16 protein-coding genes are annotated in these 16,440 nt (G+C 41.7%); all 16 read left to right on the forward strand.

The window, feature by feature from the left end:
* Positions 1-8 precede the first annotated feature (8 nt).
* The 16 genes from FR7_RS03650 to FR7_RS03725 all read left to right on the forward strand — a co-directional run bounded on the left by FR7_RS03650 (position 9) and on the right by FR7_RS03725 (position 16,428).
* Entirely contained in the window at positions 9-647 is a 639-nt protein-coding gene (locus FR7_RS03650) for a sigma-70 family RNA polymerase sigma factor (protein WP_007952063.1), read from the forward strand.
* Between the two features lie 155 nt (positions 648-802).
* Positions 803-1,360: a hypothetical protein gene (locus FR7_RS03655; RefSeq protein WP_007938982.1), complete on the forward strand. Its 558-nt coding sequence runs from the start codon at positions 803-805 to the stop codon at positions 1,358-1,360.
* Between the two features lie 18 nt (positions 1,361-1,378).
* Positions 1,379-3,121: a BamA/OMP85 family outer membrane protein gene (locus tag FR7_RS03660; RefSeq protein ID WP_007952065.1), complete on the forward strand. Its 1,743-nt coding sequence runs from the start codon at positions 1,379-1,381 to the stop codon at positions 3,119-3,121.
* Positions 3,122-3,295: 174 nt separating this feature from the next.
* Complete coding sequence (locus FR7_RS03665) at positions 3,296-4,504, forward strand: hypothetical protein (protein ID WP_040543801.1); 1,209 nt, start codon at positions 3,296-3,298, stop codon at positions 4,502-4,504.
* Positions 4,505-4,607: 103 nt separating this feature from the next.
* Entirely contained in the window at positions 4,608-5,081 is a 474-nt protein-coding gene (locus FR7_RS03670; protein ID WP_007938988.1) for an OmpH/Skp family outer membrane protein, read from the forward strand.
* 67 nt (positions 5,082-5,148) lie between these two features.
* Complete coding sequence (locus tag FR7_RS03675; RefSeq protein ID WP_007952069.1) at positions 5,149-6,090, forward strand: hypothetical protein; 942 nt, start codon at positions 5,149-5,151, stop codon at positions 6,088-6,090.
* Between the two features lie 104 nt (positions 6,091-6,194).
* A complete protein-coding gene (locus FR7_RS03680) occupies positions 6,195-6,611 on the forward strand; it encodes an OmpH/Skp family outer membrane protein (protein ID WP_007938991.1) in 417 nt (138 codons plus the stop codon).
* 31 nt (positions 6,612-6,642) lie between these two features.
* The gene (gene lpxD, locus FR7_RS03685) at positions 6,643-7,665 is read left to right on the forward strand and encodes a UDP-3-O-(3-hydroxymyristoyl)glucosamine N-acyltransferase (protein WP_007938992.1); all 1,023 of its coding nucleotides are present in this window, start codon (positions 6,643-6,645) and stop codon (positions 7,663-7,665) included.
* A 266-nt stretch (positions 7,666-7,931) separates the two neighbouring features.
* Positions 7,932-8,558: a YjbH domain-containing protein gene (locus FR7_RS03690; protein ID WP_007952071.1), complete on the forward strand. Its 627-nt coding sequence runs from the start codon at positions 7,932-7,934 to the stop codon at positions 8,556-8,558.
* Positions 8,559-8,594: 36 nt separating this feature from the next.
* Positions 8,595-9,464 carry a lysophospholipid acyltransferase family protein gene (locus tag FR7_RS03695; protein WP_007952073.1) on the forward strand — a complete coding sequence of 290 codons (870 nt, stop codon included), beginning with the start codon at positions 8,595-8,597 and terminating at the stop codon, positions 9,462-9,464.
* 394 nt (positions 9,465-9,858) lie between these two features.
* Entirely contained in the window at positions 9,859-12,210 is a 2,352-nt protein-coding gene (locus FR7_RS03700) for an FUSC family protein (protein ID WP_007952075.1), read from the forward strand.
* Positions 12,211-12,416: 206 nt separating this feature from the next.
* A complete protein-coding gene (locus FR7_RS03705; protein ID WP_007938997.1) occupies positions 12,417-13,190 on the forward strand; it encodes an amino acid ABC transporter ATP-binding protein in 774 nt (257 codons plus the stop codon).
* A gap of 159 nt (positions 13,191-13,349) precedes the next feature.
* On the forward strand, positions 13,350-14,180 hold the full coding sequence (lpxC, locus tag FR7_RS03710) for a UDP-3-O-acyl-N-acetylglucosamine deacetylase (protein WP_007938999.1): 831 nt from the start codon (positions 13,350-13,352) through the stop codon (positions 14,178-14,180).
* A gap of 6 nt (positions 14,181-14,186) precedes the next feature.
* On the forward strand, positions 14,187-14,615 hold the full coding sequence (gene fabZ / locus FR7_RS03715) for a 3-hydroxyacyl-ACP dehydratase FabZ (protein ID WP_007939008.1): 429 nt from the start codon (positions 14,187-14,189) through the stop codon (positions 14,613-14,615).
* Between the two features lie 179 nt (positions 14,616-14,794).
* A complete protein-coding gene (gene lpxA, locus FR7_RS03720; protein ID WP_007939010.1) occupies positions 14,795-15,613 on the forward strand; it encodes an acyl-ACP--UDP-N-acetylglucosamine O-acyltransferase in 819 nt (272 codons plus the stop codon).
* Positions 15,614-15,624: 11 nt separating this feature from the next.
* Positions 15,625-16,428 (forward strand): LpxI family protein, encoded by an 804-nt coding sequence (locus tag FR7_RS03725; protein ID WP_007952079.1) that lies wholly within the window; start codon positions 15,625-15,627, stop codon positions 16,426-16,428.
* Positions 16,429-16,440: the final 12 nt, after the last annotated feature.

Raw genomic sequence — 16,440 nt, forward strand, 5'->3', positions numbered from 1 at the left:
TGATCCACATGATATTAAGTCAATATGTAAAAGAACTTAAAAAAATACACATGCTGTCACGGGAAGAAGAAGAAGCCTTGTGGCTCCAGTATAAAGAATATGATGACATGGACTGCCGCAGCAAGATTATTGAACACTATCAACCCTTAGTATTTAAGATCGCTACTGGCTGGCGCCTGAATGAAACGGTGATTATGGATATGATTCAAGAAGGGACAGTGGGACTGATTGAGGCGGTAGAGAAATTTGATCATCAAAGAGGCGTGGCTTTTAGCCTATATGCTTCCCAACGAATACGAGGACGTATTCTCAATTATATGGAAAAAGAGGGAAAGTTTGGTGTTGCCTCTATGGATAGTCCTTTATCAGCTGGGGAAGACATTACCTTAAGAGATTTGTTAGTCGATGGGACGGCAGGCGTCTCCAGCCAGGCAGAGCATAACTATCTTGTGGCCCAGGTTAAAAATGCCATGGATCGCTTACCTCATAACGAACAAGCAGTGTTAAGCGGAGTATTCTTGGAAGATTGTGAACCAAAACAATTGGCGGAAAACTTAGATCTGAGCATATCTCATATCTATAAATTACAAAAGCAGGGCATCAGACGTATTCGCGGCATGCTTTCCAAATTTATGCAGCACTGGTAACCGTAAAAAAGCGAGAAAAAAGGCACATATAGCACGCATTGTAATAGAAAACACGATTAATCGCTAAAAAACAAAGATTTTTCAAAGGAAATCAATGACCATAATCTGGCCTCTTTTCAGGATTGTATATATTGTTTATAATAGGGGTGTTGTATATGGCTCATTTTAGAAAAAATGTATACCAGCATTTGTCTTCTGCAAAAAAGTGGTTGACGAGGGCAGAGGAAGCTTTTGACAAAGAGCGAGATATTCGCGGTGAGCTTGATCTAATGTTAGCCCAAGCTGAACTTCAGCATGTAAAAGAAGTCAGCCGCTCTAAACATTGGCGTCACAAATATACGATGGTTCGTCATGGAGTCGCTTTGACCTGCGCTGTAGTAATGGCAGCAGGATTAGGGGGAGTCTATTGGTGGACGTCTAAGCCAGATATCGTTGTACCTGTTCCCCTGGTGCAAAAAGTAAGTGTGCCAGTGGAATCCCAGATACAAAGCAGCAGTAATGGTGGACAATTGCCAGCTGTCTCTACAGAGGTAAAGAAAGTAGTCGTAATAACAGAAGCTGCTCCGCCAGTACAACGTGTTGCTGCACCAAATCCAATGAGTCAGGAAAAAAAAGCTGAATCTTCTCAGCAGGTGGAACCGGCGGCGGCCATCTCGCCTGATGAAATGCAGAAATTGGTGCGGGCCGCCGGAAAAACATTACGCGGCCAGTAAGACAAAAGGAGGTAATGCATGAAAATTCAAAAAAACTATAAGCATATACTGCTTGCAGCTATCTTTAGTATCAGCCTTATATTTTCTGTTTCAGCTCCAGCCTATGCTGCTGATCCTACAGGTAAAACTGTGACTTCTATAACTGTCACTGGCAATACAACCGTACCAGAAGCGACGATCATGGAAGCAGTGAAGTTGAAGCCGGGTGAAGCGCTGACAGCGGATAAAGTGAAACAAGATATGCAAGCTATCTATGAATTGGGTACTTTTTTTGATGTAGTATCCAACTTCAATGAAGTTCCTGAAGGGGTACAAGTAGTCTATACCGTGATGGAAAATCCAGTATTGCAGGAAATTATTATAAAAGGCAATACCAAGGTATCATCTGATAAGCTAAGCAGTATGCTGACAGTTAAAACAGGCAGTATTTTAAATTCCAAGGCGTTAAATGAAAATGTACGATCCATTGAAGAGTATTATCATGATCAGGGTTATATCTTGACCAAAGTAAGCGATGTTGCAATGGGAACCGGCGGTGTACTGACAATTACTATTAACGAAGGTATGCTGGAAGGCATCGAAGTAAAAGGCAATGAAAAGACACAGACCCATGTTATTACTCGTGAAATGAAATTAAAGCCAAATCAGCCATTTAACGTAAAAGATGCAAAACGCAGTATGCAAAAAGTGTACAACCTAGGCTACTTTGAAGATGTAAATATGAAACTGAACCCAGGCAAAGAGCCCAATGCCATTGTTCTTGAAACCACAGTTGTGGAACAAAAGACAGGCAGGTTCTCCATAGGGGGCGGCTACAGTAAAAATGATGGTATGATTGGGATTATTGAACTTGGTGATGACAACTTCCGTGGTACGGGAGATAAAGTGAAGCTTCATTGGGAGTTTGGCGGCAGCGCCAGCAACAAGAACTATGAAGTGAGTTATACTCGCCCGTGGCTGGATGACAAGCAGACTTCACTTGGTTTTAGTTTTTATGACATGACCAATGAGTATACTGACTATGATGACGATGGTCATGAGACGGCTTCCTACGATAAAAGACGTAAAGGGTTTGATCTTACTCTTGGTCGTCCGCAAGGTGAATATGTGCAAAATTATGTCACGTTAAAACAGCGAAAAGATCAGTATGTTGAATGGGTATCGGGAGATAATTATGAAACCGATCAAGACTATATTGACAGAAATTATCTTGAGAATAATTTTGGTACAACCCGCAGCATTAGCTTAATGCGGGTATATGATTCTCGGGATAATGTATTTAGTCCTACAGAAGGAAATCGCGTGGCTTTAACAGCGGAATTTGCCGGAAAAGCTTTAGGCGGCGATTTTAATTTTAATAAATACACTGCTGAAACAAGGAACTATCTGAAGGTAGGTCATGCACAAATCGTAGCATTACGGGGAACTGTCGGTTATGCAGATGGCAAGATGCCAGACAGCCAACGTTTTGCCGTAGGTGGCTCTGACTCGCTGCGTGGTTACCGTGATGATCAGTTCAAAGGTAATAAAATGCTGGCCGCTACAGCGGAATATCGCTTCCCAATTGCCAAAAAAGTAGAGGGCGTAGCCTTTACTGATATTGGTAAAGCATGGTCAGGCGAAGGATACAAGCTGAATGACCTAGAGGCTAGTGTGGGTGTGGGGATTCGTGTTTCTACACCAATCGGTCCGATTCGTCTTGATTATGCGCAAGGCAGTCAAGGCGGCAGAAGCCACTTTAGCTTTGGCGGACAATTCTAATCCGAGGTTTATCAGAGTCAGGTCATTGACCTGACTCTGATATCTATATAATGCGGCAAAAGTCTTACTTACAGGATATGGAGCATTTTCGCCGGGAGGTGCATTGTTATTCCTCTATACTGTTTCCGTCTCATTTTTATAAGCGCATTGCTTAGTTTACTATTGCTGTCAGGAGTGGTTTATGCTTCTGATGACATAGTGGAAAAAATCGATGTGACCATTGTTTCCAGTCAGATGCCTCCTTCTAAAATTGCAAAACGCATGACGGCTAGCGTGAGTACCGTAGGCGAGCAAATGATTGCAGGACGTAAGGTGAATGAAGTACAAGACAATCAGATTTCCTATGAAAAACTGATCAAGGAAATATTTGATCGCGTATTAGTAGGATATTCTGTCCAGTCCGTCGATATTAGACCTGGCCCCAGCACTGCGCTTACTATCGAGATCGCTCCCTGGGGAGACGTGGTGCATGAGGTAGCTATAGCATATGACTTTGGTACTCTTTCCCCGGATATCGTAAATCTGATAAAAAAAGATATGGGAAATGTAGATGAAAAATTAAATGATGTATTAATCGGACTGCCCATTGATGCTGTAGATTGGGCGGGAGGATTATCGAAAGTCGCAATACGTGAATTATTGGCAAATCAGCTGCCTGAATTTCACGCTAATATCGATATCATTCCAGGGGAACGCACATTAGTAAAGCTCTCCTTATCACCATTGGGGACGACTGTGCAGGATGTTCATGTGTCACTTCGTTCTACCACCATTCCAAATGTCGTGTTAGCCGCAGTGCGTCCGACAATGAATGAGACCAGTAAGATCCTTATTGGTCTGCCTGTAGCTTTTGTGGAAAGACACCGTGACTATTTTACCGATAAGCTGATTGCAGAACAACCTTTAACAAAAAAATATGGAATTACAGCAACTCCTCTGCTCAATGCCGGAGCAGATACTGAAATTGCGCTGGATGTGGAAACCGATAAATATAACATCACTCTGGAAGCTTACTTGGATATGGGGCGTGAGGAAGACAATGCTTCTGCCAGATTACATGCCGGAAAGATTATCAGTAAACGGGACGAAGTCTTTTTGGAAGTGAATTTTATTCCCAGTTCTGTTTCCTGGGAGTTTGTGCCTGGGTGGGGGCATAAAATTGGTTCCAGCATGATAGCGGGAATCAAATATAATACATCAAGCTCAGAGAATATGCTGTGGCTAAGCAAAGAACTCAGCCCAAGCTGGACAATGCGGCTGGAGAGAAATCCCCAAAATCGTAATAATGAACTAGGACTTCGCTATAAACTTCATGATTTCTTGAGTGCCGAATACATTATTACAAAAGATGAACAATGGCTGCGACTGGTTGGTCATTTGTAAAATTTAGGAATGCCTTTTCACAGCAATATCTTGAATATGTGGATATACCCTGTTATAATAAAGAGGTAAAATTTGATGCCAATAGGCAGAGAGAAGGTTTTTTATGCTGAAATTACAAAAGAAGCAAGTGAAATTTGTATCCCTAGCAATAGCAGTGATGTTTCTGTTAGGTATAGTTGGTTTGGCTGTATCACAAAGTAGTACATCCTATGCAGCGGAGTCCAATAATTCCTCTAAAATTGGTGTCGTGAATCATCAGCTGTTAATCTCACAGCATCCAGATATGGAGAAAGCACAGCAAACAATGCAGGCTGAAGTAGAACAGGCAAAAAAAGACTTTGAAGAAAAATCAGCGACAATGAACGACAAAGAAAAGCAAGATTACTATGCACAAGTTCAACAGCGCTTGACCTTAAAAGAACAAGAGTTAATTAATCCAGTATTTGAAAAGGTAGATGCGGCTATCAAAGCAGTTGCAGATGCTAAAGGATTATCGGTAGTTATGGATAAAGGCAATGTCGTTTATGGCGGCCAGGACATTACGGCTGAAGTTGGCAAAAAAATTAGTGGCAAGTAATTAAAAAATGCAGTATGGCCGAGCAGGTTTCACCAGCTCGGCCCTTTATTAGAAAGAGGGTGATGGGGTGTCAAATTATAAGTTTCTTATCATGATACTGGCTTTAATGATGCTTGTTGCCGGATGTAGTACCAAAAAAGTGCAAGACGCTAAGGAACCTCAGCCCCTAGTAGGTATTGTTGATATGAAAAAGGCCGTACAGTCACATCCTAAATATAAAGAAGTGCTGGCTTTAGAACAAGAAGTAAGAAGCATCTCGGCTCAGGCTCAGGCCCAGCAGGCTGCTATGGCGCAAAGCGCCCAGAAAACGTTGAGTCTGCCAGAAACATCCCAAGGAGATTTGGCGGAGTTAAACAAGGCTTTTCAACAAGAATTTACGGAAAAGATGTCCTTAAAGGAACAAGAAATCAACACGAGGCTTGCAGCAAAAGAAAATAGCATTCATCAGACTCTGTCAGATGAATTTAAAGTTTATACCGATGAAATTGATAAAGAATATCAACCACAAATTTTTAATTTACAGCTTAAATTAAAAACCGTGCAGCTAACGAAGGAAGAAGCTGCTTCACTGCAAGAACAATTAGAAACATTGCAAACCCAGCGTGCCGAAAAAATCGCTGAGAAGCAAAAACAGCTGAATGTGCAAATGACAGAAAAAATGGCTCCTGATAAGGCTGCTGCACAGCAGGAATTAGAAGCTTATAGTAAGCAGGTTAACCAAGAAATTTCTCAAAAAGCTGCTGCTAAGCAAGAAGAAATCGTAAAACGGAATATGCAAACCTTCTCCCTGCCGGGGAATACGGCACAAGAGTCTGGCAATGGTCAGCAGCAGGCAATGATGAAGCAGCAGGAACTAAAAGCATTGCAGGATTGGATCATTCAAGATGTCAACGATAAAACAGGTAAAGTTGCAATTGAGTCAGGTCTGGAAGCGGTGTTGACTAATGTGACTGTGAATGTGAGTGGTGTGGATATAACCGCTGCTGTTATTGCAGAGTGTAATAAATAGTAAAGTTGTATATAATAATACTGTTTCACCGAAATAGTAAAGTATTTCTTGAGACAGTATTGATTTCGCAAAAAATTTGAAGCAAAGGAATGGGAGGACTTACAATGAAACAAGGAAGAAAATTAGCATTATTGTTCTTATTAGTATTTACAGCTGCTCTTTTAGGCGGTTGTAATTCAAGCGGTAATGTGGGTGTAATTGATGTAAATAAGGTAATGACAGAAAGTCCTAAGGTAAAACAATTTCAGGAACAATTGAATGTCAAAGGCAAAGAACTGAGTGATCAATTGGAAAAAGATAAAGCATCCCTAAGTGCAGCTGATTTTCAAAAGAAACAAGAGACACTTTATGCAGAGTTCATGAAAGTGAAGCAAGAGATGGAAGGACAAATTGACAGCAGCATTAAAGAAACCTTAGATGGTATTGCTAAAGAGAAAAAATTAGGTGTGATTTTATATAAGAATGGTGTAGCCCAAGGCGGCACCGATATTACAGATGATGTGATTAATAAGCTACAATAGGATATTGATAGCAATTCAGGAGGATTTCTCATTGAAGAAGACATTAAGAGAAATTGCTGACTTGGTAAATGGTGTGTTACTAGGTGATGGTGACATTGAAATAACGGGTGTAACGAATCTGGAAGATGCAGGTACAGCAGATATTTCCTTTGCTGTACCGCCTCATTTAGAGAAGGCGGCACGGTCTAGTGCCGCTGCCGTTATTATTCCTATGACTGCCACAGAATTTAGTAAGCCTGCCATTCAGGTGGAAAATCCAAGAGCAGCATTTACAGAATTACTAAAAGTATATGCGCCTAAAGTCATGATTGAACCTGGTGTTCATCCTACGGCTGTGCTGGGAAAGAATGTTACTCTTGGTGAAAATGTGGCGATTATGGCCTATGCAGTAATTGATGATCATGTAAAAATCGGGAATCATACAATCCTTTATCCCCATACTTACATAGGGAAAGAAGCTGTCCTTGGCAGTGACTGCATCCTATATCCGAATGTGACAGTGCGGGAGCGTTGTCATATTGGCAGTCGATCCATACTTCACAGCGGTGCGGTAGTTGGCAGTGATGGTTTTGGTTTCGTTACAGTAGGCGGCCGTCATCAAAAAGTTCCTCAAATAGGCAATGTGATCATTGAAGATGATGTAGAAATAGGAGCAAATACGACAATTGACCGGGCGACTACAGGCAGTACAGTTGTTAAGCAAGGGACTAAAATTGATAATTTGGTGCATTTGGCTCATAATGTTGTCGTCGGTGAAAATTGTTTCTTTGTGGCACAGGCAGGTATTGCGGGCAGTGTCAAAATTGGCAATAACGTTACCTTTGCCGGACAAGCAGGCTGCGCTGGTCATATAACGATTGGCGATAATTCCGTCTTTGCAGCTAAAGCGGGAGTGATTGGTAATGTACCCGCTGGTTCCTTCTATTCCGGATTTCCAGCCAGACCTCACAAGGAATGGCTGCGAGGAGAAGCCAGTTCCAATAAAGTCCCTGATTTACTAAAGAAAGTCAAAGACCTAGAAAAGCGCTTAGCCGCTATGGAAAACAAAGGATAAGAAATACTAGTAAAAAGTTTATAGTGTTATGAAAAGCATAATGAACCGCGAAGACGCGAAGAACACGAAGAGTATGAGATATCCCTTCACTCCTTCGTGTTCTTCGCATTTCTTCGTGCCTTCGCGATTCAAAATATTTTATTTTTTTATTATGCCACCCCTCTTAAAGGGCAATTATTACCTAAGCAGTTTTGGCAGGATTGTAGACCGTTATGAAGAATATAGGAATATTGGACGAAAAGTAATTGATCTTAAGGAGGATCCTCGTGAAAAAAGTTTTATTTGGAATTAGTTGTGCATTAGTATTAGCATCTGCACCTGTTTTTGCAGCACCATCTGTGAATGGATCTACCGGTTTAATTAACAATCCATCTTCAGATGTACTGCGGGAAGGTGAATTTTCCTTAGGTTATTATCACCTAAAAGATGGTGGTGTAGGTATATTTAATACGAATATATTGCCTAAGTTAGAAATTGGTGTGGCAGGATTTCGTTATGATGATCAGGATAATGAAAATTATGTAAATGCCAAGTTTAGTATCCTATCAGAAAGTGTAATGAACCCAGGGTTAGCGGTGGGAATAGAAGACATAGCCAATACTCGTGAGCGTTCGGCATACGCTGTAGCAAGCAAGGCACTGCCTTTTGGGTTTCGGATGCATGTAGGCGCAGGTAATGGACGATTTGACGGCGTGTTTGCCGGTATTGAAAAAACTCTTAATCCTATTAGCGTCGTAACAGGTAATAATGTTTTCCCCGCGACAACATTGATTGCTGAATATGATGGTAAGCATATGAATTATGGCGCGCGTATGGCCATTATACCAGGGCTTAAACTGGATGCAGGCTGGCGTGATCATGACGGATATGTTGGTGTGAGTTATACCTATTAATCTTTGTTGGGAAAAGTCTGGTGAGGAGGAGCATACATGCTATATAAATTTGTGAAAATGATGAGTAGTATTATCAGTATGCTGCCTCGGGCTGTATGGCAAAATATTGGAAATGCACTAGGAGAAGTGTGCTGGGTATTAGTGCCGCGTAAACGAAAACGCATGGCAATTGAAAACATTATGTGCAGTTTATCTCTTGAGCGAAAACAGGCGTATCAGATTGCAAAACAAAGTACGACACGATTTGGTAAGATGTTTATGGAAGTTCTGCGTATACCTACGATTAATAAAGATAACATTAAGCAATATGTAGCGATTGATCATCCTGAATATTTGACAGAGGCCCTGTCACATGGAAAAGGCGCAGTATTGGCGACTGCTCACAGCGGAAACTGGGAGATGCTCGGGGCTTCCTTAGCGATGTATGGTTTTCCTTTGGTAGCCGTGGTACAAAAGCAGACCAATGGAGATATGGATAAGTTTATAAATGAGAATCGTACGAAAGCCGGTATGCATGTAACTTATAAAACCGGTGTGCGTGAAATGGTTAGAATGCTGGAAAAAGGACAGATTATTGGTCTCTTAATGGATCAGGATGCTCATAGTGATGGTGTTCCTGTTGAATTTTTTGGGCGTTTAGCTTCAACACCTTCTGGGGCTGCAGCCTTAGCCCGCATGAAAGGCGCTCCCATTATTCCGGCATTCATTACGGCAAACCCAGACGGCACTCATAAAGTAATATTACATCCTCCCGAGTGGGTAGAAAAAACAAATAACCGGGAAGAAGACCTTCTTCTCATGACACAAAAATTGACAAACATTATTGAACAGCATGTGAGAAACATTTCCCATGAATGGTTCTGGCTGCACAATCGGTGGAAAAGCACACCGAAAATAAGTAAATAAATACAAAAAAGTAAACTTTGCTTCGTTCCTGTTAATTGACATCCGTGTCACCAGAAACATAGCAAAGTTTTTTTATAATCCGTCATTGCGAGCAAGCGAAACTGCTTTTTTTGTGTGTGGCTTGTTTGGGTAAAAGCACGTTGAACCGCGAAGATGCGAAGAAATACCAAGAACACGAAGAAACATTATGGTCACTTCGTGATCTTTGCATACTTCGCGTCTTCGCGGTTCAAAACGTTTTTTTTCTCTCCGTACTCTCTACGCCTTTGCGGTTCAAAAAGCGGCTCTTTTTTTCACTTCCAGTATATACATTATTGCAAAATAGTATATACGTATTTAGTTTTTTTGATATACGTGATATAATTAACCCTTGAAGGGAAGGGGTGAATAAGTCATGTCTACTAGTCCAGCCAAAAGAAAAATCATGAATCTAAGAAAGGATTCATTTTATTATGATGTCATCACCCTCGTGGTAATTAGTATCGTGATTGGTTCGCTGCTTGCTACTTCTATATCTATGGCAGCTAATTCCTATTTTTCCAAAACTTTAGCGAGTTTAGTAGGTGACTATGGTGAATATGATATTCTCATTCAATCCCGGGAGGAAATGAAAGAAGATACTGCAACCCATATTCAAAAAATTATTGAAGAAGTTTTTCCGGGAGCAAGAATGAAAGAAGGACCAACGATTACAGGTAAAACTTCTTTCTTTATTGCTATACCTGAAGAATATAGAACCAAGCAAACCTATGAAGAATTAGGAAAGACCTTTGGTGGTATCCCAGGTGGTGCAGGAGTTGGTGTTCTAACAGAACCAAGACTGACGATTCGCGGTGTGCCCGAAGGTGCAAGAAACATGATGATGGATGTTATCACCCAAATTGACGGTGTACGCTTCGCTTTCCATGATGGTTCATCCATTGGTGTGGTGTTATCATCTCTTGATAAATCCAGTATGGTAACAGAGGAAATTAAAAAAGTTTTAAAACAATACCAAGTAATTGAAATCAGCTTCCCTGTAGGCAGCGAACCCCAAAATCCGATTCGCATGGGGGAGTCTATCGGAGAGGCTATGAAAAGTCAATTGAAGCTGGAATACGCTAAAAATGTATCCATTGACGGAAAAAATGATGATATGACCTATATGGTTAGTACGATGATGGAGCTAAAGCGATTTTTAGTAGCCTATGCTTCTCAAGTGACGATCACGCCAAATGGAAGTGGAAAGTTAGTAAAAGGAGATACCATTGCATTTGCAGGTACTGGCCCGGACTTGACCCTTGGCAGCCCTGTAGATAAAGGAAATGTAATGGTGCAAATTACAGCTGTCCACACGGATGGCAAAGGGGAAGGGACGATTACCCAAGGAGATGCGGCTCTTCTTACGAATAATCAAGGATATCGGGTAACCAATGGTGTAATTAGTGATTATGTTGGTACAGCTGCGTATCAGAATCCAAGACAGCAGCTGGGGACAGCGTTAACTGAAACTACCAAGATTGTAGATCAGATTCCAGGATTTGCTCAGGATAGTCAAAACTTAAACAAAATTGCAACCCTTACCCTGGACAATTACAGCAATAGCATTACTGCCATGGAGCAAACCCTAACGAGTTTGAAAGCAGCAGGTACGACCATTCAAACAGCTACCAGCGGTCTTGCCAATATTGATACTACATCTGTACAAAATCAGATCGATAGTTCTTCCAGATCGATGGGAGGGCTGATTAATACCTTACAGGTGGTAAAACTAGTAGATAGCAGCGTTGGTGGGACAGTGGACAATCTAGTTGCCTCTCAGAGAAACTTAAGTACTTTAAAATCAGGATTAGCAGCATTGGATACCGTTGCTGCTGATGCGCGTCAGGCTAAAGGATCGATTGACAATATTGTAGCCAATGGAAACAATACCATTGGAACCTTACGTGCATTTGACGTGGATGGTACTAAGAAAAATATGAATAGCATCAATACCCGCTTAAATCAGCTTGGACAGCTGGATACACCTCTAGTGAGTGGGCAATTGCAATATCTGGCAGTTTCTGTGCCGAACCTTAAGGATGAAGAAATTACTCGTTCCATATCTGTGTTAGATAAGTTTATTGCTGGACAAGCGATTCCAGGAGAACGGATTCAAATCCTCACCACCAGCAATATCAGCACAGATGCAGTAGCACCTATTGTATATACGCAGGTAGGTCATCAGAATGTGTCTTTATATTCTACTGATCTTGGGATTATTGAACCTAATGCACGTGGTGAGCTGTACAGTGTATTAAATGAAGTGAGAGCGGTTCTGTCTGGAATGACCGCAATTATTGTCACGATACTCTTTTTGGCCCTGGATCATACAGCCATTATGACGGTTATCCGTTGCAGCAGAATCAATAAAAGACAACCAGTCAAAGGCTGGCGCGGGTTACTGCGTTCAGCAGCAGCTATTTTTACGGGTGCTGAACGAATCTATGGTATGGTAATCGGCGCTGTATTATTAACCAGTATATTTGTCCTAGGGAGAAGCGGAATTCCTTATTTACCATGGATCGCTGTACCTTTTGTAGGTGCATTCATTGGACTGATCGTTGCTTGTTATACGGAAAAAATTAGTCCAATGTCAAATGATGAAATGATGGCGGGTCAATCATTAGGATTGTCTATCGATGAGATCATGCGAGAGATTGTCATCCCCGGCGGCCGCCCAGGCCTATTGCAAAAGCTAAACCAGCGTAAAATGAAATTTAAGTAAAAAGATTGTAGGGGTAAAGCCGATTAAACGCGAAGGTGCGAAGCTGCTAACGCAGATACAAAGAACACGAAGGGATACTTCTCCTTTTATTCTCATAATCTTCGCGTCTTCGCGGTTCAAAATGTTTTATGTTTTATTTTTTACTGATCTTTCTTTTCTCTATGGTTCCTTCTCTTTTAGATTTGAAAATGAAAGGGGGTGATTCTATGCTTACAATTGAAAATCTGTATAAAAGTTTTGGAAAGCTGGTGGCCGTGAATGATTTCAACTTGCATGTGAAAGAAGGAGAAACAGCAGTTCTTATGGGACCATCTGGCTGTGGGAAATCAACGATGATTCGTATGATCAATCGTCTAATTGAGCCTGATAGTGGGAGAATCTGTGTTTCCGGTACGGAAATAACGAAACTTGACCTAGAAGAATTGCGCCGGGTTCGTAAACGCATCGGTTTTGTCTTTCAGCAATTTAATTTAATTGGACGTTTAACCGCAGTAGAAAATGTTATGCTGGGATTAGTAATGGATGGCATATCACGGGAGGCGGCATATGATAAAGCGATGGAGGCATTAGAAAAGGTTGGACTGGAAAAGCGTGCTCAGCATAAATCTGCTGAAATGTCAGGGGGACAGCAGCAGCGGGTAGGTATAGCAAGAGCACTGGCTTTTGAACCTGAACTTATGCTATGGGATGAACCCACAGCTTCTCTTGATCCTATTTTAGTTAGGGAAGTTCTAGTCATTATGGAAGAACTGGCAAAATACCGAGCGAGCAGCATGTTGGTTGTAACTCATGAAATATCCTTTGCCATACACGTTGCTGATCGAATTATATTGATGGATAAGGGCAGTATTGTAGAAGAAGGAATACCAGAAGACGTATTTGGCAGCCCGGAATCCCATATCGGCCAGCAGTACAAAGAACTCATCGAGTATCAGCAAATGACCAATGCCCGAACCCTAAACAGCAAAAATATTGCTTGAAAAGGGATATTTGAAACGTTTATTGTATCTTCTTCGTGTGCTTCGTGCCCGCGTAAGCGGCTTTGCGTCTTCGCGTTTCAAAAAAAAATAAAAATAATTCTTGCAGGGAGAAGAAATATTCTATAGAATGTATAAAGGTTATTATATCAGGAGGATATCATGCAGCAAACAACAATAGCAAAAGCTATAACATACACGGGTATCGGATTACACTCGGGTCAAGACGTGACGATTACGATCAAACCGGCGCCTCCTGATACGGGAATTGTATTTGTAAGGATCGATTTGCCAGGAGCACCACAAGTGGCAGCGATGGCTAACAATGTTACGAATGCCATGCGAGCGACTACATTAGAGAAAGGCTTGGCAAAGGTTTTTACGGTGGAACATCTGCTGGCAGCTTTTTTTGCCATGGAAGTGGATAACTGTCTAGTAGAAATTAATGCGGTAGAGCCTCCCGTAGGAGATGGCAGCTCCCTGCCTTTTGTTCAGATGATTCAAGAGGCTGGTGTGATAGAGCAAAATGCTTCTCGTCGGTTCGTTGCCGTTACAGAAGCCCAAACAGTGAGAGTGAATGACAAGTTTATTACAATATTGCCTTATGATGGATTTAGAGTCACTTTTACCTCAATTAATTCTCATCCCATGTTAGGTGTGCAATTTGGTGATTATGAAATTACAAGAGATAGTTTTATTTCTGAGATTGCATCAGCGCGGACGATTGGTTTTATGCATGAGGTAGAGCAGCTTAAGTCCCAAGGCCTTGCTTTAGGCGGCAGCTTGGAAAATGCAGTGGTATACGATGATGTAAAGGCTCTCACGCCTCTGCGGTTCCAGGATGAGCTGGTTCGTCATAAGATTTTAGATATTATTGGCGATTTGGCATTAGCAGGTCGTATTAGAGGTCATGTTATTGCCGTAAAGTCAAGCCATGCATTAAATACCGCATTGGCAAAAAAAATAGTGGACCATATTTTGGTAAGGAGCTGAATACACATGTTGTCTGCAACTGAAATACAAGAAATCATTCCTCATCGGTATCCATTTTTATTGGTGGACCGTATTCTTGAACTTGATCCTATGAAACGGGCGGTTGGCATTAAGAATGTCACTATGAATGAAGAATTCTTCCAAGGGCATTTTCCAGGGAAACCTATTATGCCTGGTGTATTACTACTAGAGGCTATGGCACAAGTGGGTGGCGTAGCAATGTTATACCCGGAGGAATATCGTGGAAATCTGGCATATTTTGTCGGCATGGACCGCGTTAAATTCAGAAAACCCGTAGTTCCTGGTGATCAAGTGCGAATGGTCGCAGAAATTATTAAAATACGCAGCAGCATGGGGAAAATATGGGCGCAAGCTTTTGTTGATGATCAATTGGTGGCAGAGGGAGAATTTTTATTCGCATTATCTGCCAGATAATGAAAAAAGAAGTAAAATAGTGATAATCAGAATTATCAGTGAGATAATACCGAAAAAAAGGCTGTAAACGGTAAAAATTGGCGTAAAATTGTCTGCCATGTTTAGACTGGTCAGTCGGATTATAAGTATAGTAGCATGTAATAAAAATGTATTTAGTCTAGTAAGGAGATGATGAGCAGATGAAGCCGGAAAAGGTTGTCGTACCTCTGCGTAAAATACATGAGACAGCAGTCGTTCATCCCAATGCTCGTATCGGCAAGGATGTTGAAATTGGCCCATATGCAGTGGTTGGTGAGAATGTAGTAATTGGTGATGGGACTAAAATTAGTGCCCATGCTATTATAGATGGCTGGACCAGTATTGGAAAGAATTGTGTAATATTCCCGAGTGCATCCATTGGTTCAGATCCTCAAGATTTAAAATTTGCTGGTGAAAAAAGCTATGTTTTTATTGGCGATAATACCAGAATAAGAGAATTTGCTACGGTAAATCGCGCTACTGGTGAAGGTGAGGAAACCCGAATTGGTCACGATTGCTTACTAATGGCTTATACCCACGTGGCTCACAACTGTATTGTTGGGAATAACGTGATTATGTCTAATGCAGCGACATTGGCTGGTCATGTGGTTGTAGAAGACCGAGCCGTTATTGGTGGTTTAACTGGAGTTCACCAATTTGTAAAGATTGGCATGAATGCAATGGTAGGCGGCGCATCCAAAGTGGTACAGGATATCCCTCCTTTTGTGATTGCAGATGGACATCCAGCCCGTGTATCAGGACTCAATAATGTGGGGATGGCTCGTTCTGGTATCAGCCGCGAAGCCCGCAACAATATCAAAAAAGCATATAAAATATTGTATCGTTCCGGACTGCCGCTAACGCAAGCCATTGAAGTCATGGAACAAGAATTAGAATCCTATCCTGAAGTGGAACATTTCCTGCGTTTTCTGCGTAATGTAGAACGGGGTGTCTGTCGCGGTCGTCGGGACGGAGAATAGGAGTTTAGCAAATGAAAATAATAGGTTTATTAGCTGGTATTGGAAGATTGCCAGTAGAATTTGCCCGTGCCGCTCGCGGCATGGGCTTTACCGTGATTGCTGTCTGTGTGGTGCCTGGTACAGATGAAGAATTAGATCGGGTGGCAAATAAAACCCACCATATTAGCGTTGGACAATTACAAGCAATTATTACTACCCTTAAAGAAGAAGGTGTTACGGAAGTTACTATGATTGGCAAAGTCACTAAGGAATTAATGTTCTCAGGTGCAGTTGCTCTTGACAGCCGGATACAAAAACTGCTGGCAAGTCTTACTGATAATAGTGATGATACCATTATGTTAGCTTTTGTTCGTGAATTGGCAATGGAAGGGCTGGGGATCTTAGATCAAACCGCTTTGATTCGTTCATTGATGCCTGGAGCTGGTGTGCTGACGGATCGGAAGCCAACACAAGAAGAACAGGCCGACCTGGATTTTGGTTTTACTATGGCTAAAGAGGTTGGCAGGTTGGATATTGGTCAGACGGTAGTGGTGAAGAACTGTGCTGTCATGGCTGTAGAAGCCATTGAAGGTACAGATGCATGTATTCGCCGCGGCGGTGAATTAGGTCGAGGCGGTGTGCGAGTAGTAAAAGTCGCCAAACCGAATCAGGACATGCGTTTTGATGTACCAACTGTTGGGCCGAATACCTTAGAATCCATGCTTGCCGCAGGAGCAACAGCTCTCGCCATGGAAGCAGGCAAAACTCTTCTGGTAGATCGCCAAACCGTTCTAAAAATAGCCAACAATCATGGCATAACAATTCTGGTAATGTGATAAAATAAGAAG

This window comes from Pelosinus fermentans DSM 17108, assembly GCF_000271485.2.
Classification (GTDB): domain Bacteria; phylum Bacillota; class Negativicutes; order DSM-13327; family DSM-13327; genus Pelosinus; species Pelosinus fermentans.